Consider the following 20,166-nt stretch of genomic DNA (forward strand, 5'->3'; position numbering starts at 1 on the left):
CGCTCAGGAGCGGATGTAGGACCAGCCGGCTTCCTGCAATTCGATGATGCGCCCGGGCCCGTTCGGCACCAGGACGACATTGTCGAGCAGGACCAGCGGATGTCCCTCGGCGCGCTCCATGCCGAGCTTGGTGGCCTCGCAGACCACGAAGCGGATGTCCGGCGCGAGCCCCCTCACCACCCGGAGCAGGTCCTTCACCGGCGAGGTATCGGCCCGCAGCATATGGACGCCGGCATTGTAGGCGACGACCTCGATCTCGAACGGCTCATTGCGCTCCCGATAATATTTCGGGAGGTTGAGCGCAGTCGAGATCAGCGCCCGCATCGTGGTCGGGTCGTCGCTGTTGATCGGCAGCACCAGGTGGTGCACGCGCGGCTCGGGCTTCCTGGACTCAAGTTTCTTGGGCTCGGGCTTCGAGACCGCCGCGACCGAACCAGTGAGCAGCAATGTCGCGGCGAACGGCACCGCGAAGGCCAGCACCAGCCCGGTCACGACCGCCAGCTTGCGGCGAGAGACGCGCATCGCGCTCACCTCACGGCGCGCTCGCGAGCAGGGCGAACTGGCTGCGCTTGGCGTAGGCGACGATTGCGCTCAATGTCAGCAGCACCAGGGCGGGCACCGGCGAGCCGCCGATCACGAACAGATGCGTGATGGTGGCACCGACCATGATGCAGCTGAGCAGCACGCCGCCGAACGCTGCGACCGGGGGCAGCAGGATCAGGATCGCGCCGAGCAGCTCCAGCGATCCGGTGAAATAGCGGAACCACTGACCGAGCCCGATATGCTCGAATTCCTCGACCAGCATCGGCACGCCGTAGAGCTTTGCGGCGCCCGCGGCGGCAAAGGCTAACGCAAGCAGTCCCCTGACGACCCAGAGGCTGACGGATTTCCAGCGCGACGGCGCCGCGGCAACTGCAACTGACATTGATGACTCCCGAGTTGTTCGTAAGGCCGGTCCGCGCGGCCACCCGACCGATAGGCGGCTGGCCCGCGGCTTTCGGTGGTCTAAATTCGGGAGTAAGATGAAAAGAACAAGTAGGATGCTTTTTGTGAGGTAGTATGAAAAAACTGACCAATGGGCCTGCCGAGCCTCCGGCGGCGTCCGAACCGTGCAACGGCGACCTGTCGGCGCAATTTCATCGCGCGCTGTCGGTGCTGGCCGGGAAATGGAAGGGCGACATCCTCTGGCAACTGGTCGAGCGCAAGCGGCGGTTCGGCGAGCTGCGCCAATCGATCCCCGGCGTGACCCAGCACATGCTGACCATGCAGCTGCGCGATCTCGAGGCCAACGGCCTCGTCAAGCGCACCGTCTATCCCGAGGTGCCGCCACGGGTTGAGTACGAGATGACGCCGTCGGCCAAGGCGCTCAAGCCGGTGTTCGACGAACTGTACCGCTGGGCGCAGGAGCATGGCTTTCCGACCTCGGCGCAGGGCACCGCGCAGCCGAAGCCGCAATCGGGCGATGCAGCCGAGCGCGAAAGCCAGCCGCGGAAGGCGCATCGGCGCTCAAGGTGATGACGACAAGGTGAGGACCCCGACGGGGCACTGTGATCGACCGCATAGCCGCAGGCACTCCCGATTTGCCACCTCAACCACTATCTTTGGTGATCGCCGTCCGGGCCTGAACCGGGACCGGTACAGGTTTCCGGGTTGTAAGATGAGTTTTCCGCTCGTCTCTGCTTCAATCCCCCCGAAATCCCTGCTGCGGGTTCCCCACTGGCAATCAGTTGCACTTCAGGCAAGGATGACGAGGAATCGCCAAGCAATCGCATTGCGTCGGAGTGACCATGACCAATCCCGCCACGACCTCCCTGCTCGACCGCGCCAATCTGGACCGCGATGCCGTCCGCCGCGAGGTGTCCCGCGGCCTTGAAGGCGCCGACGACGGCGAGCTGTTCCTGGAGTTCGGGCAGACCGAGGCGCTGGTGTTCGACAATGGAAGGCTGAAGCAAGCGACCTATGACACCTCGCAGGGCTTCGGCCTGCGCGCGGTCAAGGACGACGCGGTCGGCTATGCGCATTCCTCCGACGTCTCGATCCCGGCGCTGATCCGCGCCGCCGATGCGGTCGCGGCCGTGCGCGGTGGCTATGCCGGCACTTTCGCCGCAGCGCCGGCCCACACCAACATCAAGCTCTATGGCGACGAGAACCCGCTGGATGGCCCCGCGTTCGAGGCAAAAGTAAAACTGCTCGGCGAGATCGACGCCTATGTCAGGGACAAGGACCCGCGGGTGCGGCAGGTTTCCGCCAGCCTCACCGCGACCTGGCAAGTGGTCGAGATCCTGCGGCCCGACGGCGAGAGCTATCGCGACATCCGCCCGCTGGTGCGCGTCAACATCTCCGTGGTCGCCGGCCAGGGCGACCGGCAGGAGAGCGGCAGCAAGGGCTATGGCGGCCGCGAGGGCTATGCGCGTTTCATCGAGACCAAGGCCTGGCGCGATGCCGCCGACGGCGCGCTGCGCGAGGCGCTGGTCAATCTCGAATCGGTGCCGGCGCCTGCCGGCGAGATGGACGTGGTGCTCGGCGCCGGCTGGCCCGGCGTGATGCTGCATGAGGCCGTCGGCCATGGGCTCGAGGGCGATTTCAACCGCAAGCAGACCTCCGCCTTTGCCGGCCTGATGGGCCAGCAGGTCGCCGCCAAGGGCGTCACCGTGGTGGATGACGGCACCATGGCCTCGCGCCGCGGCTCGCTCTCGATCGACGACGAGGGCACGCCGACTAACCGCACCGTGCTGATCGAGGACGGCATTCTTGTCGGCTACATGCAGGACCGCCAGAACGCCCGGCTGATGGGCATGAAGCCGACCGGCAACGGACGGCGGCAGAGCTATGCCCATGTGCCGATGCCGCGCATGACCAACACCTACATGCTGTCGGGCGACCGCGACCCGGCCGAGATCATCGCCTCGGTGAAGAACGGCATGTACGCCGCCAATTTCGGCGGCGGCCAGGTCGACATCACCTCGGGCAAATACGTGTTCCAGTGCACCGAGGCCTACAAGATCGAGAACGGCAAGCTCGGTGCGCCGGTGAAGGGCGCCATGCTGATCGGCAACGGACCGACCGATCTCCACAGGATCACCATGATCGGCAACGATCTTGCGCTGGATACGGGAATCGGCACCTGCGGCAAGAACGGCCAGGGCGTGCCGGTCGGCGTCGGCCAGCCGACGCTCAGGATGGAACGGATTACGGTCGGAGGAACGGGCTAGTGAGCAGCGGAAACGAAGTCGTGACGGCCAAGCCGACCAGCTGGCGCGGGCAGGCCGTGCAACTGGCCGCGATCGTGGCCGTCGTTTTCCTCGCCAAGGGCGCGATCGCCGAGCCGTTCTACGTGCCGTCGGGATCGATGGAGCCGACGCTGCTGATCGGCGACGCGCTGGTCGCCTCGAAATATCCCTATGGCTACGGCGCGGCTTCGCTGCCGATCCAGATCACGCTGCCGGAAACCGGCCGCGTGTTCGGCGAGACGCCGAAGCGCGGCGACGTCGTCGTGTTCCGCTGGCCGGGCGACCGCTCGCAGGCCTGGGTCAAGCGCGTGGTCGGGCTGCCCGGCGACCGCATCCAGATGCGGCAGGGTCAGCTTTTCATCAACGATCATGCGGCGACGCTGAAGCCCGACGGCACCGGCTTCGCCGAAGACGATCGCGGCGGCGGCGAGGAGGCGTATCGCTATATCGAGACGCTGCCGAACGGCGTCAACCACGCGATCTTCAAGATCCGCGACAACGGCCGGCTCGACAACACCCAAGAGGTGACGGTGCCGCCGGGCAAACTGTTCGTGCTCGGCGACAACCGGGACAATTCCGCCGATAGCCGCGTGCCGGTGCGCGACGGCGGCGTCGGCCTGTTGCCGATCGACAATCTGATCGGCCGCGCCGACGCCGTGGTCGGCTCCTGGGACCTCGGCATCCGCAGCCAGCCGGTCTGGACCTGGCTCTCAGGCTTCCGCCTCGCGCGCTTCTTCACCTCGGTGCAGTAGACGCGTAGCGCGTAGCCCGGATGAGCGCAGCGACATCCGGGGCATGTGTCGAGGCCGTCCCGGATATCGCTTCGCTCATCCGGGCTACATTCCCCGCGAGAGGTCAGCCGTGACCTTCGACGACATCAGGCGCATCGCGCTGGCGTGGCCGGAGGTCGAGGACGGCTCGTCCTACGGCACGCCGGCGCTGAAGGTGCGCAACAAGATGCTGGTGCGGCTCAAGGAGGACGGCGACAGCCTGGTGATGCCGGGCGTGCCGCCGGATGAGCGCGACATGCTGATCGAGCATCAGCCCAAAGTGTTCTACTTCACCGATCACTACCGCGACTACCCGATGGTCCTGATCCGCCTGTCGAAGGCCAAACGCGTCACCGTCGAGCCCTTGCTGCGCCGGCACTGGCGCACGCTGGCATCGAAGAAGGCGGTCAGGGACTACGATGCGACCGCCTCGTCGTGACGCAGGACGAATTCCTCACAGCCGCGCTGCGCAACCCGGCCAATCAAGCCGTCACCGACGAGCTGTACCGCCTCGGCTTGCCCGATGCATGGCTGGTGGCCGGCTGTCTGGTGCAGACCGTGTGGAACGTGCTGACCAGCCGGCCGCTCGATCACGGCATCAGCGACCACGACATCTTCTATTTCGATCCGGATACCTCATGGGAGGCCGAGGATGCGGTGATCCGTGAGCTCAAGGCGCGGCTTGCGTATCTCGGTGTCGCGACCGAGGTGCGCAACCAGGCCCGCGTCCATCTCTGGTATCCCGACAAGCACGGCCTGCCCTACCCGGCGCTGTCGCGTTCGACCGACGGCATCGATCGCTTCCTCACCGAAAACACGCAGATCGGCATCCGCCGCACCACGCGCGGCTACGACGTCTATGCGCCGAACGGTTTCGACGATGTCGCCGGCATGATCGTGCGGCCAAACCGGACCGCGAATTTTTCGGCCGCGAACTATGCGAGGAAGGCTGAGCGGTGGCAGGCGCTGGGGCCGGAGCTCACGGTGCTGGCGGCGGAGTAGCCTGTCATAGCTTCGTAGCCCGGATGGAGCGAAGCGTAATCCGGGACCGGACTCACCGCACCACGCCCGACGTGAACCCCGCCTTCCGCCGCGGCGGCTTGATCTCCTTCTTCAGGAAGCAATGCGCGTCGCGGCCGGCATAGCCGGGCCGGGCGTAGGTCCAGGCGCGGCACTTGTTGTCGGCGGTGCAGGCGGCCTGGCAGGCCTCGTCGCCGTCGCTGCTCTTCAGTTCGAAATTCTTGTAGTCGCCGCCGAGGCGGTCGATCGAGGTTTCGATGGCGCCGTTGCGCGGTTCGACCACGCCCGCGCCGCGCACCCCGGAGACGCAGCAGACGTCCTGCACCCGCGGCGGCACCGTGTTCTTCAGCCAGCACACCGCGCCGTTGTTTGCATCGGTCGGATAGTTGAAGCTCCAGGCGCGGCAGCGGCGGTCGCGCTCGCAGGTCAGCGCGCAATCGGCCGGATCGCCCGTCGTCACCGGCGCGTTGAGATAGTCGCCGCCGGGACGGTCGAAATTGGTTTGCGCCAATGCCGGGCGCGCGACGACAGCGGCCGCAAGGACCGCAAACATCATGACACACGCCCTAAAGTGGCGGCCTATCCCCATGAGATTGCTTTCAAATTCGCGCAGCCCCGCGCGTTTAGCGGGTCGTCATTTGAACGCCATCAACCTGTACGGCGGATGAACGGCGGGTGCGACACCACCGCCGTTCGCGCGCGTTTCGGGCCCGGATTGGGGCCAAGCGGGGATTAAAACGCATACTCCTGATAGGCCGGTTCCACCGAGCCCTTCCAGGGACCGTTAAACTTCTCCAGCATCTCCTCCGCCGGCGAGCGGCCGGCCTCGATGATGCGCTCGAGCGGCTCGAGGAAGCGGCTCTCGTCGCGTCCGAGATGATCGATCCGGCCGCGCCGTCGCAATCCGGCATGCGACAGGATCAGGCACTCCTTGGCGATTTCGAACAGATAGCGGTCCTTGATCCGCGACTTGAAGCCGAAACGCGGCACGTCGTCACGCAGTGCCTGCCGCTCCGGCGCGGTCCAGTGGCGGACGATGTCCCAGGCGGCATCGAGGCTGTCATTGTCGTAGAGCAGTCCGACCCAGAACGCCGGCAGCGCCGGCAGCCGGCCCCACGGCACGCCGTCGGCGCCGCGCATTTCGAGGTAACGTTTCAGCCGCACCTCGGGGAAGATCGTCGAGAGGTGATTGGCCCAGTCCGACAGGGTCGGCCGCTCGCCCGGGAGGGCGGCATTCTTGCCGGCGAAGAAATCCCGGAACGAGGAGCCGGAGACGTCGATATATTCCTCGTCGCGCTTGACGAAATACATCGGAACGTCGAGCGCGTAATCGACATAGCGCTCGAATCCCATGCCGTCCTCGAACGCGAACGGCACCATGCCGCTGCGTGCATTGTCGGTGTCGCGCCAGATCTCGGAACGGAACGACAGGAAGCCGTTGGGCTTGCCTTCGGTGAACGGCGAGTTGGCGAACAATGCGGTCGCGATCGGCTGCAACGCCAGCGACACGCGCAGCTTCTTCACCATGTCGGCTTCGGAGGAGAAGTCGAGATTGGTCTGCACCGTGCAGGTCCGGAACATCATGTCGAGGCCGTATTTGCCGACCTTCGGCATGTAGTTTCGCATGATCTTGTAACGCCCCTTGGGCATCACGGGGATCTGCGCGCGCGACCAGGACGGCGTCATGCCGAGGCCGAGGAAGCCGATGCCGAGCGGGGTTGCGATCTCCCGCACCTGCGCCAGATGCGCCATCAATTCCGACTGCGTCTGATGCACGGTTTCGACCGGCGCGCCCGACAGTTCGAACTGCCCGCCCGGCTCGAGCGAAATCGCGCCGCCGCCGGTGACGTCATACAGGCCGATGATGTTGCCGCGCTCCATGATCGGCTCCCAGCCGAGCAAGAGCTTCATGCCCTCGAGCAACGCGCCGATGCCCTTGGCGCCTTCATAGGGCACGGGCTGATGGCCCTCGAGCGTGAACGGAGTCTTCTCGTGCTCGGTGCCGATCCGGAATTCGGACTCAGGCTTCACGCCGGCTTCAAGCCACGCCACGAGTTCGTCGCGCGACTGCAGCGGCGTCATGTCGATCTGGTCACGCGCCATAGATAATCCAACTCAAGGGCGCTTCGATCGAAGGCGCGCGGTGGCAGGGACATCCGCGAGCCACAACGGCCGCGGATGATGGAATCAGCAATATCATCGGGCGGGCACGCCGTCTCGCGCAGGCGCAGCCTTGCTATCAGCCTTGGTCTCGTTCTTGACGTCGCCTTTGGCGTCGCCGCAGGCGCAGCCGAGCCGGTCGAGCAGACCGCACAGCCTGGTCGCGTCGGCGTCGGACAATTTGGAGCCGACATGCTTGTCGATCGCGGCGGAATAGGCGTTCCACATCTTCTTCTGCAGCTCGCGCCCGGCCTCGGTGATCTCGACGAACTGGCCGCGCTTGTCGATCTTGCATTCGCGCCGGGCGGCGAGCCCCTCGTCGACCAGCTTGTCGATCAGCCGCGAGGTCGAATATTGCGGGATCAGCATCTGGCGCTCGAGCTCGACCGGGCGCAGTTCGCCCGACGGCGCGCGCGACAGCTCGAGCAAGGCATCATACCAGGCGAGCGGCGGAAAACCGGCCTTCTTCAAATCCTGCTCGACGCAGTCCAGCACCCGGCTCGGCACCCGCATCAGGCGGATCCAGGCGGCCGTCGCCTCGCTCGATAGCTTGCGTTTCATGGTCTAGCCCAAAAGGTCCCGGAACCGAGTGTACCGCACTGAATGCATCTGCATCAATCTTGACTATTTCATGCAGGCGCATGTAGGCAATCCCTCTCCGGACGCCAAGAACAAGGGAAGGAATACCCCTATGAAGCTTTATTACACCCCCGGTGCCTGCTCCCTCTCCCCCCATATCGCCCTGCTCGAGGCCGGGCTCCCCTACGACCTGGTCAAGGTCGATCTGCGCGCCAAGAAGCTCGAAAACGGCGACGATTTCCTCCAGGTGAACCCTAAGGGCCAGGTGCCGGCGCTGGCGCTGGATACCGGCGAGATGGTCACCGAGGGGCCGATCATCATCCAGATGATCGCCGACAAGGCCGCCGACAAGAAGCTGGCGCCGGCGAGGGACTCCAACGAGCGCTACAAGCTGCTCGAATGGCTGAACTACACCACGACCGAGCTGCACAAGAATCTCGGCCCGATGTTCTCGCCCGTGCTCGCCGACGACGCCAAGGCCTTCTTCAAGGACCGCGCCATGGGCAAGTTCAAATATGTCGAGAGCCAGCTCGCCGGACGCGACTATCTGATGGGCAACCAGTTCACGGTCGCCGACGGCTACCTCTTCACCATGATCATGTGGGCGCAGGACCGGCTCGGCTTCGATCTCTCCGGCCTGCCGAACGTGACCGCCTACAAGGCTCGCGTTGCGGCGCGCCCGAAGGTGCAGGAGGCGATGAAGAAGGAAGGCCTGCTCAAGGCGGCCTGAGTTCGCTCACCACGACCGCGATAGAGCCGGGTCGATCGATCCGGCTCTTTTTTGTTGTGGATTCGCCGATCCCCTTTCTCGACACCGGAGGCGGAAAGTCTCACTTTAACCTGCATTATAGCGATTAATACTAAGTCGGTGTAGTTCCGGCTGAGGGCGTGGCCGTCCTTGTTCGAGCGATCCAACTGACCGACTATGACCTGCGGCGCCCTCCGCTCCAACTGGTCTAAAAATGTGACGATCGCCTTTACCCTTTTATTGACCAGCACCCTGGTTGGGCTGGCAACCAGTTTGTACTTTCGGGTTTGGACATTGATGCTGGAGTCGCCGCTGATCGCGGTGCTCGCGGCGATCGTGCTCCAATCCGACGGCTTTTCCTTTGCCACCGGCGCTCCGATCGTCGTCGCCTGCCTCGCCTTCAACCAGTTCGCCTATCTCGCCGGCGCCTTGCTCTCGCCGGGGACCGACGGCTCAATGGCTGAAGAAATTGACGGCCTGCCAGACCGCCGCGGCGAGCACAATATCCGCGGCCAGAACGAGTAGCGCGAGGCCGGTCCATGACGGGCCCTTGCCCCGCAAACGCAGCGACTTCCACCGCCGCGACGGCGGCAACGAAGGCAACGGATCCTTCGCCACGACCTCCGCGGCATTTTCCCTGAGCGCAGAACTCATCGCACGACACCCTCACGCTGATCGTCGCCCCGGCGATCGACCAGCAAAAGTGATGCCAGCAGCGTGGTGCCAGTGGGGAACGAGCGTGGCGGGACTTTGACCGGCATGACCGTCGCACAACAGGATCAAGTCGGATCGATGACTGTACCTCAGGTCGCAGCAGCGGACTCCGCATCACCTCGCCCCGCGTGCGGGGAGAGGTCGGATTGCATCGACAGATGCAATCCGGGTGAGGGGGAGTCGCCGCGAACTCGCTGCATCTAACTCGCGGAGATGGCCCCTCACCCCAACCCTCTAAGAGCGAGCTTCGCTCGTCTCGACCCCGTAAGAACGGGGAGAGGGAGCGGAGAGAACTCGCCATCTCATCGCGATTTTGAAAGGCGGCGACTTTACGCCGCCTGTTTCTTTGGCGGGAAGCGGCCGTAGAAGGTTTCGCCCTTGGCGGCCATCTCCTCGAGCAGCTTTGGCGGCGTGAAGCGCGAGCCGTACTTCTTCTCGAAGCTGTGGCAGAGCGCGACGAAGTTCTTGGTGCCCATGAAGTCGATGTAGGACAACGCACCGCCGGTGAACGGCGCGAAGCCGAAGCCGAGGATCGAGCCGACATCGGCCTCGCGCACGTCGGTGATGACGTGATCCTCGACGGTGCGCGCGGCCTCCACCGCCTGCACCACCAGGAAGCGCTGCTTCAATTCCTCGACGCTGAGCGTGTCGGGATCGAGCTGCTTCGGCTGCAGATTGGCGAGCCCCGGCCACAGGCTCTTCTGGCCCTTGCCCTTCTCGGGATAGTCGTAGAAGCCCTTGCCGTTCTTGCGGCCGAAGCGGCCCTGTTTCTCGACCATCTCGACCATCAGCTTCTTCTGCGCCTGGTCGATCGCGTTGGGGCCGAGATCGGCCTCGGTCGCCTTGGTGATCTTCAGACCAAGATCGAGCGCGACCTCGTCCTGCAGCGACAGCGGCCCGACCGGCATGCCGGCCATCTTGGCGGTGTTCTCGATCATCGCCGGCGGCACGCCTTCGAGCAGCATCTCGTTGCCCTCGGAGATGTAGCGCATCACGCAGCGGTTGGCGAAGAAGCCCCTGCTGTCGTTGACGACGATGGGCGTCTTGCCGATCGCGCGGACATAGTCGAGCGCGGTCGCCAGCGCGACGTCGCCGGTGTTCTTGCCGAGGATGATCTCGACCAGCATCATCTTCTCGACCGGCGAGAAGAAGTGGATGCCGATGAACTTGCCCTGGTCCTTGAACTCCTCGGCCAGCGAATTGATCGGCAAGGTCGAGGTGTTGGAGGCGAAGATCGCGCCCGGCTTCAGCAGCGGCTGCGCCTTGGCATAGGTGTCCGCCTTGACCTTGCGGTCCTCGAACACGGCCTCGATGACGAGGTCGCAGTCCGAGATCACGTTGTAGTCGGCCGTTGCCGAAATCCGCGCCAGGATGGCGTCGGCCGCGTCCTGCTTCATCCGCCCCTTGGCGATCAGGCCGTCGACCACGGTCTTGGCGTGGCCCTTGCCCTTGTCGGCGCTCTCCAGGTCGCGATCGACCAGCACGACGTCGATGCCGGCCTGCGCTGACACATAGCCGACGCTGGCGCCCATGAAGCCGGCGCCGATCACGGCGAGCTTCTTGACCTTGGTCGGCGGCACGCCCGCCGGGCGGCGGGCGCCCTTGTTCAGTTCCTGCATCGACAGGAACAGCGAGCGGATCATCGCCGCCGCTTCCTTCGAGCGCAGCACCTTGGTGAAGTAGCGCGACTCGACCCGCAGCGCAGCGTCGATCGGCAACTGCAGGCCTTCATAGACGCAGCTCATGATGGCGCGCGCGGCCGGATAGTTGTCGTAGGTCTCGCGGCGATAAATCGCATTGCCGGCCGGGAACATCTGCATGCCCATCTTGGAGAAGACGGGGCCGCCGGGCAACTTGAAGCCCTTCTCATCCCACGGCGCGACCGCCTTGCCGCCGCCCTTGATCCAGTCCTTCGCGGCCTTGATCAAATCGGCTGCCGGCACCACCGCGTGAATCAGGTTGAGTGCCTTGGCGCGGGTGAGATTGACCGCCTCACCCTTGAGCAGCAATTGCATCGCGTCCGCCGGCTGCACAAGACGCGGCACGCGCTGGGTGCCGCCGGCGCCGGGGAACAGGCCGACCTTGATCTCGGGCAGGCCGAGCCGGGTCTTCGGGTTCTCGGCCGCGACGCGGTAATGGCAAGCCAGCGTGATCTCGAAGCCACCGCCGAGCGCAAGCCCGTTGATCGCGGCGACCCACGGCTTGCCCGAGGTCTCGATCGCGCGGAACGATTGCGACATCCGGCGGCTCTGCTCGAACAGCATCTGGTTCGCGGCTTCCTCGCCCTTCTCCTTGAAGAGCTGCGCGTAAGAGCGGTTCATGCCCTCGAGCATCGAGAGGTCGGCGCCGGCGCAGAATGCTTCCTTGGCGGAGGTGATCACGACGCCCTTGATCGCGGCATCGCCGGTCGTCTGCTTGATGATCTCGTCGATCTCCTGGGTCGAGATCTCGTCGAACACGTTCATCGAACGATTCGGGATGTCCCAGGTGACGAGCGCAATGCCGTCGGCGTCGACGTCGAACTTGAAATTCTTGTAAGCCATGTTGCTCGCTCCCCTCGTCTCAGACGCGCTCGATGATGGTGGCGGTGCCCATGCCGCCGCCGATGCACAGCGTCACCAGGGCGGTTTCCTTGTTGGTGCGCTCGAGCTCGTCGAGCACGGTGCCGAGGATCATCGCGCCGGTCGCCCCTAACGGATGGCCGAGCGCGATCGCGCCGCCATTGACGTTGATCTTGGCGTTGTCGATGTCGAACGCCTGGATGTAGCGCAGCACCACCGAGGCGAACGCCTCGTTGAGCTCGAACAGGTCGATGTCCGACTTCTTCATGCCGGAGCGCTCGAACAGCTTTTCGGTGACGTCGACCGGGCCGGTCAGCATCATCGCGGGCTCCGAGCCGATATTGGCGAAGGCGCGGATTTTCGCCCGCGGCTTCAACCCGTGCTTGGCGCCCGCCTCCTTGCTGCCGAGCAGCACGGCGCCGGCGCCGTCGACGATGCCGGAGGAATTGCCGGCATGATGCACGTAATTGACCTTCTCGACCTCGGGATGCGACTGGATCGCCACCGCGTCGAAGCCGGCCATCGCCGCCATCGCCGCGAATGACGGCTGCAGCTGCGCCAGCGACTGCATCGTCGTGGTCGGGCGCATGTGCTCGTCCTTGGCGAGAATGGTCAGGCCGTTGACGTCCTTGACGGGCACCACCGACTTGCTGAAGCGGCCCTCGTCCCAGGCCTTGGCCGCGCGCTGCTGGCTCTGCACCGCGTAGGCGTCGACGTCATCGCGCGAGAAACCGTATTTGGTCGCGATCAGGTCGGCCGAGATGCCCTGCGGCATGAAATAGGCCGGCACCGCCATCGAGGGATCCATCGGCCAGGCGCCGCCGGAGGCGCCGATGCCGACGCGGCTCATCGATTCCGCGCCGCCACCGATCACGAGCTCATGCTGACCGCTCATGATCTGGGCCGCGGCGAAGTTCACGGCGTCGAGGCCGGAGGCGCAGAAGCGGCTGATCTGCACGCCCGGCACCTTCTCGCCGAGGCCGGCGTTCAGCGCCGCGAAGCGGGCGATGTCGGAGCCGGCCTCGCCGACCGGGTCGACCACGCCGAGCACGACGTCGTCGACGGAGTCCTCGGGAAGATTGTTGCGCTCCTTGAGCGACTTCAGCGGCACCGTCGCGAGCGCCAGCGCGGTGACCTCGTGCAGTGCGCCGTCGGCCTTGCCGCGGCCGCGCGGGGTACGAACGTGATCGTAGATGTATGCCTCAGGCATGACGCCCTCCTTGATATGAGGATCATAATATATACGGTAGAACCCGCCGCCGCAGCGGTGCGGCGGCAATTTTTCAAGGCTTTCTTGTTTGACGCGTTTTCTTCACGCGAACCGGTCTCCACTTCGCTGGAAAACGCTTCAGAACGCTTCCGCGGCCAATTCCATCGTGGTGGCGCTGCCGCTCTGGATCCGGGCCAGATGCACGGCGGTCTCCGGCAGCAGCTTCTCCATGAAGAAGCGCCCGGTCACGAGCTTGGTGTTGAGGTACGGCGTAGTACCGGCGGCGGCCTTGTCTTGCGCCACCTTGGCCATCTTCGCCCACATGTAGCCGAGCGCGACGAGGCCGAACAATTTCATGTAGTCGGTCGCCGCGGCGCCGGCATTGTCGGGCTTGGTCAGCGCGTTCTGCATCAGCCAGCCGGTGGCCTGCTGCAGATGGCCGAGCGCGGTGGAGAGCGGGGTGATGAACGGCTTCATCGCCTCGTCGGCCCCATGCTCCTTGGCGAAAGCGCCGACCTCGCCGAAAAACGCCATCGCGGCGCGGCCGCCGTCGCGCGGCAGCTTGCGGCCGACCAGGTCGAGTGCCTGGATGCCGTTGGCGCCCTCGTAGATCATCGCGATGCGCGCATCGCGCACGAACTGCTCCATGCCGTGCTCGGCGATGTAGCCGTGGCCGCCGAACATCTGCTGCGCCGAGACCGTGTTGGCGAACCCGGTGTCGGTCAACACGCCCTTCAGCACCGGCGTCATCAGGCCCATGTGATCGTCGGCGGCCTGACGATCCTTCGGGTCGTTGGAGCGGTGCGCGACGTCGCTCTTCAGCGCGGTCCATACCACCATGGCGCGCGCCGCCTCGTTGAAGGCGCGGATGGTGAGCAGCGTGCGGCGCACGTCGGGGTGCACGATGATCGGATCGGCCGGCTTCTCGGGTTCCTTCACGCCGGTCAGCGAGCGGCCCTGCAGGCGCTCGCGCGCATAGGCGACCGCGTTCTGATAGGCGACCTCGGACTGCGCGAGGCCCTGCACGGCGACGCCGAGGCGAGCCTCGTTCATCATCACGAACATGCCCTGCATGCCCTTGTTCTCTTCGCCGATCAGCCAGCCGGTGGCGTTGTCGTAGTTCATCACACAGGTGGAATTGCCGTGGATGCCCATCTTGTGCTCGATCGAGCCGCAGCTGACGCCGTTGCGCGCCCCGAGTGAGCCGTCGGCATTGACCAGCACCTTCGGCACGACGAACAGCGAGACGCCCTTGATGCCGGCCGGCGCGCCTTCGATGCGCGCCAGCACGAGATGGATGATGTTCTCAGTGAGGTCGTGCTCGCCGGCGGAGATGAAGATCTTGGTGCCCGTGATCTTGAAGCTGCCGTCGGCCTGGCGCACCGCCTTGGTGCGGAGCAGGCCGAGATCGGTGCCGCACTGCGGCTCGGTCAGGTTCATGGTGCCGGTCCACTGGCCGGCGACCATCTTCGGCACATAGGTCTGCTTCTGCTCGGGCGTGCCGTGCACCAGCAGCGCCGCGGTCGCGCCCATGGTCAGCCCGCCATACATCGAGAACGCCATGTTGGCGGAGATCTGGAATTCGTTGACCGCCTGCGACAGCGTCACCGGCAGGCCCTGGCCGCCGAATTCCGTCGGCGCCGACAGGCCGAGCCAGCCGCCTTCGGCGACCTGCTTGAAGGCGTCCTTGAAGCCCTTCGGCGTGGTGACGCTGCCGTCGTCACTGCGCTTGCAGCCTTCGAGATCGCCTGTGCGATTGAGCGGCTGCAGTACCTCTTCGCTGAGCTTGGCGGCCTCGCCGAGGATCGCCTCGCGCACATCGGCCGACGCATCGGTGAAGCCGGGAAGATTGCCGTAGCGGTCGATCTGGAAAACGTCGTTGAGCAGGAAGCTGACGTCTTCGACGGGGGCTTTGTAGGTTGGCATGCTGGTCTCCCGGCTGGCACGTGGCCGCATGTGCGACGGACGCTGCGCAGCGTGTCCCTTGGTTTGTTGGAGCGGACCTTATCCGGTTCCGGAGGTCCGCGGCAGATGCTATCGCGACTGTGATTGCGACGTTGCGCCGCTTTGCTTCATCAACTCCTCGCCCATCATCCGATGCAGCAGGTTGATCGCCTTGAGCGGACGCACCATCACCTTGAAATGCGTGATCCGGCCGTCACCATCGAACGTGATGATATCGACGCCGTTGAGCTTGATGCCGTCGATCTCGTTCTCGAATTCGAGCACCGCGCCGGTGTCGTTCTTCCATTCGCCGAGATATTTGAAGGTCGGACCGCCGAGCACCTTGGCGGCGCTGGTGAGATATTTGAAGGTGATGTCACGGCCGCGCTGCGGCGTGTGCACGACCGGGCTTTCGAACACCGCGTCGGGATGCAGCAGATCCCACAGAGCGGCGGTGTCGTGGGACTTCATGTAGGCGTACCACTTGTCGAGGCCCGGCTTGCTCATTCGGACGTCTCCTGCGGCGGGGTTTAAGAAAAGCCTGAACCACCGGCGCGCGCGACAGAGCGGCACGCCGATCACCATATGCATATTGACGCATATGCACAGTAACGCATAAAGTCAAGCGAACTTCAGAATGGCCTTTTGGGGAACTGAGATGGAGGTGGGCGTTGGCACTCGGTGACGCAATCCTCGCATGCCTCACGGAACGTCCGATGACGGGCTATGAGCTCGCCAAGACGTTCGACGCCTCGATCGGCTTCTTCTGGAAGGCCGACCACCAGCAGATCTACCGCGAGCTCTCGCGGCTGCGCGACAAGGGTCACGTCCAGGGCCGCGAGGTGGTGCAGTCCGGCAAGCCCAACAAGCTGGTCTATACCCTGACCGCCGAAGGCCGCGCGGCGCTGAAGCACTGGGCGGCGCGGCCGAGCGTTCCGCCCTCGATCAAGGATGACCTCTTGGTCCGGCTCTATGCGCTCGACTGCGTCGACATCGAGCCGCTGCGCACCGACCTGATGGCGCGGCTGGAGCATCACCGCGACCGCTATGAGCGCTACGAGCGCCTGCTCAACAAGCGCTTTCCGGACGGCACCGCGCCGCCGGCCGATGTCGGCAAGATGCTCAGCCTGCGCCTCGGGATGCGCCATGAGCGCATGGTGGTGGAATGGTGCGAGGAGGCGCTCGACGCGCTGTCGGCGATGTCGGGCCGCGGCAATGTACTGCCGCTCGACGACGGCAAGCGCGAGAGCAACGGCTAGAAACAAATCTCCAACCTCTCCTTGAAAAGGGGAGTCGCTTTGCTCGAAGAGCAAAGCGGGTGGGGATCATCTCTCTCCACACGCAGTGTGTGCGGCAAACCCCCATCCCGACCTTCCCCCTTTCAGGGGGAAGGAGAAGTTCGGCGGCAACACAAGTCGCTGTCGCTGTCCTGATCCGGCGCAACAGGTTCCCGGATTCCCTAACTTTAGAGCCCGTCGGCCGCATTCCTTAACCCGTTATTTACCGTGACGGGAAAAAGTCAGCAGCTGAGGCAGACGCCCAGCGCAGAATTCGATTGTCTCTTAACGGGAATGCGCGGGGAGGCTGCGGGCGCAGGATGTAGCGCCGGAGTCGGGACCGGACGGAATCATGAATTCGCGCGTATCGTGGAGTGTTGACGGCATCGATCCCTCCGTCCGCGAAAGGGCCGAGGCGGCTGCGCGCCGCGCCGGCATGTCGCTCAACGACTGGCTCAACTCCACCGTCGGCGAACCGAGCCCGCCGGATTGGCGCATGGAGCAGCGGCAGCCGATGCCGAGCCGGGAAAGCCGCGAGGTCGCCGATATCCACCAGCGGCTCGACGCCATCACCCGCCAGATCGAACAAATTGCAAAGCCGGTGACGCGCGCCGAAGCGGTGCGCGCCGAAGTGCCGCGCGGCCAGCCCGCCGTCGCGCGACAGCTGAACGACGCGATTTCGCGCCTCGATGCCCGGCTGTCGCAAATTTCACGGCCGCAGCCAGCGCGCGAGCCGCAGCCGCAGCTGATGCGTGAATCGCAGATGCAGCGGGAGCCGCAGATGCATGACCGGCAACTGGAGGAGAGGCTGCGCCAGGCGGAGGCGGTCGAGCGCGCCGCAGCCCAGGTCTATCGCCCCTCGCCGCCACTGAGCCCGGCCTCGTTCGATTCCGCGATCGCGGAGATCGCCGCGCGCCAGAACGAGCTTGATGTATCAGCGCAACGGCAAATGCCGCCGCGCGGCGCGCCGCCGATGGCCGCCTATGCGCCGCCGCCCGGGCCCGACTTCTCCTCGCTCGAGCGCCATCTGCTCAAGATCACGAGCCAGATCGAGGCGCTGCAGCGGCCCGACCATATTGAGCAGTCGATCGCGGCCTTCCGCGGCGAGCTTGCGGAAATCCGCCAGGCGATCACCGAGGCGATGCCGCGCCGGGCGATCGAGTCGATCGAGAACGAGATCCGTTCGCTGCATCACCGGATCGACGAGATCCGCCAGGAGGGCCGCAACGGCCAGGGCCAGGCGATCGCCGGCATCGAACGCGCGCTGTCGGAAATCCGCGAGGCGCTGCGCACGCTGACGCCCGCCGAGCAGCTCACCGGCTACGACGAGGCGATCCGCAATCTCGGCGCCAAGCTCGACATGATCCTGCGCGCCAACGACGATCCGTCGACAGTGCATCAGCTCGAGAGCGCGATCGCCGCGCTGCGCGCCATCGTCTCCAACGTCGCCTCCAACGACGCGCTGCTCCAGCTCTCCGGGGACGTGCATGCGCTGGCCGCGAAGGTCGACCAGCTGTCGCAGATGTCGCGCGCCGAGACCCATGGCGATGCCTTCGCCGGGATCGAGCAGCGCATTGCCGCATTGGCCTCGACGCTGGAGACCCGCGAGCGGCCGGCCGGCTATGACAACACCGATGCCATCGAAGGCGCGCTGCGCTCGCTGTCGGAGCGGATCGACCGCCTGCAGGTCGGCAACGACAGTTCGTCGGCATTCACCCATCTCGAGCAGCGCGTCTCCTATCTGCTCGAGCGCCTTGAGTCCGCCGACCAGCGCTCCGGCAATCTCGGCCGGGTCGAGGAAGGGCTGCATGATATCATGCGGCATCTCGAGGCGCAGCACGCCCACATCGCCTCGCTCGCCGACGCCGCCCGCAACGTCAGCTCCTCGCCGCAGCCGATGATGGACAGCGGCATCGTCGACATGGTGAAGCGCGAGCTGTCCGACATCCGCTTCAGCCAGTCGGAGACCGACCGCCGCACCCAGGATTCGCTGGAGACCGTTCACAACACGCTCGGCCATGTCGTCGATCGTCTCGCGATGATCGAGAACGATCTGCGTACGGTGCGCACCGCGCCGCCAGCTCCCGCGCCGGCCGAATCGCGGATGGAAGCTCCGCGGATAGAGCTGCCGCGCGCGGCGATGTCGCAGCCGATTGCGCAGCCCAAAGCTGAAGCGTACAAGCCTGAATCGTACAGGCCCGAATTGCCCAATCCTGCGCTGGCGCAGGAGCACTTCATGTCCGCGCCGCGCGAATTCCATGCCGCGCAGCCGGTCGAGAGCGCGCCGCCGCCGCCGCTGCCGCCGCGCGCGATCAGCGAGATCCTCGAGCCGCATGCGGCGTCCGCACGCGCCGCGATCGCACCGGAACTGCCGCCGGATCATCCGCTCGAACCGGGCACACGCCCCTCCGGCCGCGTCGCTTCGCCGTCGGAGCGGATCGCGGATTCCGAGCGCGCAATCAGCGATCTTCCCGCCGGCAAGAAGGAGCCGGTCTCGACATCGAGCTTCATCGCCGCCGCGCGCCGCGCCGCGCAGGCCGCTGCCGCGCAACCCGTCAACGAGAAGGCGGCGCGCGCCGCGAGCAAGGCTGCAGCCAAGGCCAAGGAGAAGGCCGACAAGGCCGCGAAGGCGGTTGCCGCCAAGGCCGGCACGGCCGCGGCCGGCGCGACGGCGACTGGCGCGCCGGAGGCGCAGCCTTCGACCATCACCTCCAAGATCCGTTCGCTGCTGGTCGGCGCGAGCGTGGTCGTGATCCTGCTCTCGACCGCCAAGATGGCGATGAACCTGCTCGACACCAGCTCCGCGCCGCAGATGCCGGCGATCGAGCACAGCGAGCCGGCCACGCAGCCCATGCAGCCGCCTGCCGAGAATTCCGCAGCCCCCGCACCGGCTGCGCCGTCCGGCGTGGGCGGGCCGTCAGTGCCGGGGCCATCGATGACCTCGCCGACCCCGCTCGGCCGCCAGTCCAATAACACTCCGGCGCCGAACACGCTCGACAGCGCGCAGGTGACGATCCCACCGGCAACCGCGCCCGCACCCGCCGCCGCGCCTGAGCCGGCTGCGACGCCAACAGCCGCCGCCAATGACGTCACCGGCACGATTCCGACCGCACCGCCGCTCGGCGGCAAGCTCGCCATGGTCCAGATCCCGGCGGGCGAGAAGCTGCCCGATGCAATCGGTGGTCCGGCGCTGCGCAGCGCCGCGATCAAGGGCGATGCGGCCGCGGCCTATGAAGTCGGCGTCCGCTTTGCCGAGGGCAAGGGCGTGACCGCCAATGTCGACGAAGCCGCCAAATGGTATGGCCGCGCGGCGCAGGCCGGCGTGGTGCCCGCGATGTTCCGGCTCGGCACCTTCTACGAGAAGGGCCTCAGCGTGAAGCGCGACTTCGATGTGGCGCGACGTTACTATGTGCAGGCCGCCGAGCGCGGCAACGCCAAGGCGATGCACAATCTCGCCGTGCTCGACGCCGATGGCGGCGGCAAGGGCGCCGACTACAAGAGCGCCGCGCAGTGGTTCCGCAAGGCGGCCGATCGCGGCGTTGCCGACAGCCAGGTCAATCTCGGCATCCTCTATGCACGCGGCATCGGTGTCGAACAGAACCTCGCCGAGTCCTTCAAGTGGTTCAGCCTCGCGGCCGCGCAGGGCGACGCCGACGCCGGCCACAAGCGCGACGATATTGCCAAGCGGCTCGACCCGCAGTCGCTGGCCGCAGCGAAGCTGGCGATCCAGACCTTCACCGCCGAGCCGCAGCCGAGCGATGCGGTCAACGTGCCGGCCCCCGCCGGCGGCTGGGACGGCGCTACCGCGCAGCCCGCCGCGGCGAAGCCGGTCAAGCAACCCTCGAAGCGGACCGCGGCACTCGCCGCTCCGGCTCGCTAGGTTCGAGACGGCTGCGGCGCCTTGACGGCGCCGCTGTCCTATACCTCCGGCCTTCCGCCGTGTAGACAGGCGC

Annotated in this window: 18 protein-coding genes; 9 read left to right on the forward strand and 9 right to left on the reverse strand. The window is 65.8% G+C overall.

The features are described from left to right. Positions 1-3: 3 nt before the first annotated feature. On the reverse strand, positions 4-522 hold the full coding sequence (locus QJT82_RS08495) for a hypothetical protein (RefSeq protein WP_028338991.1): 519 nt from the start codon (positions 520-522) through the stop codon (positions 4-6). A gap of 10 nt (positions 523-532) precedes the next feature. Next, on the reverse strand, positions 533-925 hold the full coding sequence (locus QJT82_RS08500) for a DoxX family protein (RefSeq protein ID WP_028338992.1): 393 nt from the start codon (positions 923-925) through the stop codon (positions 533-535). Between the two features lie 134 nt (positions 926-1,059). Here QJT82_RS08500 and QJT82_RS08505 point away from each other — a divergent pair, with 134 nt between their 5' ends. From QJT82_RS08505 to QJT82_RS08525, 5 genes are all read left to right on the forward strand, one after another. Further along, positions 1,060-1,515: a helix-turn-helix domain-containing protein gene (locus QJT82_RS08505; protein WP_051447724.1), complete on the forward strand. Its 456-nt coding sequence runs from the start codon at positions 1,060-1,062 to the stop codon at positions 1,513-1,515. 272 nt (positions 1,516-1,787) lie between these two features. Continuing rightward, positions 1,788-3,212 (forward strand): metalloprotease TldD, encoded by a 1,425-nt coding sequence (gene tldD / locus QJT82_RS08510; RefSeq protein ID WP_028338993.1) that lies wholly within the window; start codon positions 1,788-1,790, stop codon positions 3,210-3,212. Then, positions 3,212-3,982: a signal peptidase I gene (gene lepB, locus QJT82_RS08515; RefSeq protein ID WP_016847099.1), complete on the forward strand. Its 771-nt coding sequence runs from the start codon at positions 3,212-3,214 to the stop codon at positions 3,980-3,982. The genes tldD and lepB overlap by 1 nt, the downstream gene beginning before the upstream one ends. 109 nt (positions 3,983-4,091) lie before the next feature. Further along, positions 4,092-4,439 (forward strand): MmcQ/YjbR family DNA-binding protein, encoded by a 348-nt coding sequence (locus QJT82_RS08520; protein WP_028338994.1) that lies wholly within the window; start codon positions 4,092-4,094, stop codon positions 4,437-4,439. Further along, the gene (locus QJT82_RS08525) at positions 4,436-5,002 is read left to right on the forward strand and encodes a nucleotidyltransferase family protein (RefSeq protein WP_028338995.1); all 567 of its coding nucleotides are present in this window, start codon (positions 4,436-4,438) and stop codon (positions 5,000-5,002) included. The genes QJT82_RS08520 and QJT82_RS08525 overlap by 4 nt, the downstream gene beginning before the upstream one ends. Positions 5,003-5,054: 52 nt before the next feature. Here the strand turns inward: QJT82_RS08525 and QJT82_RS08530 are convergent, their stop codons facing one another. From QJT82_RS08530 to QJT82_RS08540, 3 genes are all read right to left on the reverse strand, one after another. Further along, a complete protein-coding gene (locus QJT82_RS08530; RefSeq protein ID WP_245288646.1) occupies positions 5,055-5,573 on the reverse strand; it encodes a PAN domain-containing protein in 519 nt (172 codons plus the stop codon). Positions 5,574-5,752: 179 nt separating this feature from the next. Continuing rightward, positions 5,753-7,123: a glutamate--cysteine ligase gene (locus QJT82_RS08535; protein ID WP_028338997.1), complete on the reverse strand. Its 1,371-nt coding sequence runs from the start codon at positions 7,121-7,123 to the stop codon at positions 5,753-5,755. A gap of 93 nt (positions 7,124-7,216) precedes the next feature. After that, entirely contained in the window at positions 7,217-7,741 is a 525-nt protein-coding gene (locus QJT82_RS08540) for a helix-turn-helix domain-containing protein (RefSeq protein ID WP_028338998.1), read from the reverse strand. Between the two features lie 130 nt (positions 7,742-7,871). On the opposite strand from QJT82_RS08540, the gene gstA reads away from it, so the two are divergent. Next, positions 7,872-8,489, forward strand: coding sequence for a glutathione transferase GstA (gene gstA / locus QJT82_RS08545; RefSeq protein WP_028338999.1), 618 nt, complete (start codon positions 7,872-7,874; stop codon positions 8,487-8,489). Positions 8,490-8,723: 234 nt separating this feature from the next. Next, complete coding sequence (locus QJT82_RS08550; RefSeq protein ID WP_244435780.1) at positions 8,724-9,032, forward strand: hypothetical protein; 309 nt, start codon at positions 8,724-8,726, stop codon at positions 9,030-9,032. Positions 9,033-9,550: 518 nt separating this feature from the next. On the opposite strand, the gene QJT82_RS08555 is transcribed toward QJT82_RS08550, so the two are convergent. From QJT82_RS08555 to QJT82_RS08570, 4 genes are all read right to left on the reverse strand, one after another. Further along, positions 9,551-11,764, reverse strand: coding sequence for a 3-hydroxyacyl-CoA dehydrogenase NAD-binding domain-containing protein (locus QJT82_RS08555; RefSeq protein WP_028339001.1), 2,214 nt, complete (start codon positions 11,762-11,764; stop codon positions 9,551-9,553). A 19-nt stretch (positions 11,765-11,783) separates the two neighbouring features. Then, on the reverse strand, positions 11,784-12,992 hold the full coding sequence (locus tag QJT82_RS08560) for an acetyl-CoA C-acetyltransferase (RefSeq protein WP_028339002.1): 1,209 nt from the start codon (positions 12,990-12,992) through the stop codon (positions 11,784-11,786). A gap of 138 nt (positions 12,993-13,130) precedes the next feature. After that, entirely contained in the window at positions 13,131-14,918 is a 1,788-nt protein-coding gene (locus QJT82_RS08565; RefSeq protein WP_028339003.1) for an acyl-CoA dehydrogenase C-terminal domain-containing protein, read from the reverse strand. A 108-nt stretch (positions 14,919-15,026) separates the two neighbouring features. After that, positions 15,027-15,443, reverse strand: coding sequence for a nuclear transport factor 2 family protein (locus tag QJT82_RS08570; RefSeq protein WP_028339004.1), 417 nt, complete (start codon positions 15,441-15,443; stop codon positions 15,027-15,029). Positions 15,444-15,607: 164 nt separating this feature from the next. Between QJT82_RS08570 and QJT82_RS08575 the strand changes: the two genes are divergently transcribed. Continuing rightward, a complete protein-coding gene (locus QJT82_RS08575; protein ID WP_026191938.1) occupies positions 15,608-16,195 on the forward strand; it encodes a PadR family transcriptional regulator in 588 nt (195 codons plus the stop codon). Positions 16,196-16,565: 370 nt separating this feature from the next. Beyond that, on the forward strand, positions 16,566-20,093 hold the full coding sequence (locus QJT82_RS08580; RefSeq protein WP_028339005.1) for a tetratricopeptide repeat protein: 3,528 nt from the start codon (positions 16,566-16,568) through the stop codon (positions 20,091-20,093). Positions 20,094-20,166: the final 73 nt, after the last annotated feature.

Origin of the sequence: Bradyrhizobium sp. Mp19 (genome assembly GCF_029952935.1) — a bacterium.
Classification (GTDB): Bacteria; Pseudomonadota; Alphaproteobacteria; order Rhizobiales; family Xanthobacteraceae; genus Bradyrhizobium; species Bradyrhizobium elkanii.

Bases quoted from the DNA above. Each gene is read 5' to 3' on its own strand.
- QJT82_RS08495 (WP_028338991.1), bottom strand. From the start codon at position 522: ATGCGCGTCTCTCGCCGCAAGCTGGCGGTCGTGACCGGGCTGGTGCTG.
- QJT82_RS08500 (WP_028338992.1), bottom strand. From the start codon at position 925: ATGTCAGTTGCAGTTGCCGCGGCGCCGTCGCGCTGGAAATCCGTCAGC.
- QJT82_RS08505 (WP_051447724.1), top strand. From the start codon at position 1,060: ATGAAAAAACTGACCAATGGGCCTGCCGAGCCTCCGGCGGCGTCCGAA.
- tldD (WP_028338993.1), top strand. From the start codon at position 1,788: ATGACCAATCCCGCCACGACCTCCCTGCTCGACCGCGCCAATCTGGAC.
- QJT82_RS08530 (WP_245288646.1), bottom strand. From the start codon at position 5,573: ATGTTTGCGGTCCTTGCGGCCGCTGTCGTCGCGCGCCCGGCATTGGCG.
- QJT82_RS08535 (WP_028338997.1), bottom strand. From the start codon at position 7,123: ATGGCGCGTGACCAGATCGACATGACGCCGCTGCAGTCGCGCGACGAA.
- QJT82_RS08540 (WP_028338998.1), bottom strand. From the start codon at position 7,741: ATGAAACGCAAGCTATCGAGCGAGGCGACGGCCGCCTGGATCCGCCTG.
- gstA (WP_028338999.1), top strand. From the start codon at position 7,872: ATGAAGCTTTATTACACCCCCGGTGCCTGCTCCCTCTCCCCCCATATC.
- QJT82_RS08555 (WP_028339001.1), bottom strand. From the start codon at position 11,764: ATGGCTTACAAGAATTTCAAGTTCGACGTCGACGCCGACGGCATTGCG.
- QJT82_RS08560 (WP_028339002.1), bottom strand. From the start codon at position 12,992: ATGCCTGAGGCATACATCTACGATCACGTTCGTACCCCGCGCGGCCGC.
- QJT82_RS08565 (WP_028339003.1), bottom strand. From the start codon at position 14,918: ATGCCAACCTACAAAGCCCCCGTCGAAGACGTCAGCTTCCTGCTCAAC.
- QJT82_RS08570 (WP_028339004.1), bottom strand. From the start codon at position 15,443: ATGAGCAAGCCGGGCCTCGACAAGTGGTACGCCTACATGAAGTCCCAC.
- QJT82_RS08580 (WP_028339005.1), top strand. From the start codon at position 16,566: ATGAATTCGCGCGTATCGTGGAGTGTTGACGGCATCGATCCCTCCGTC.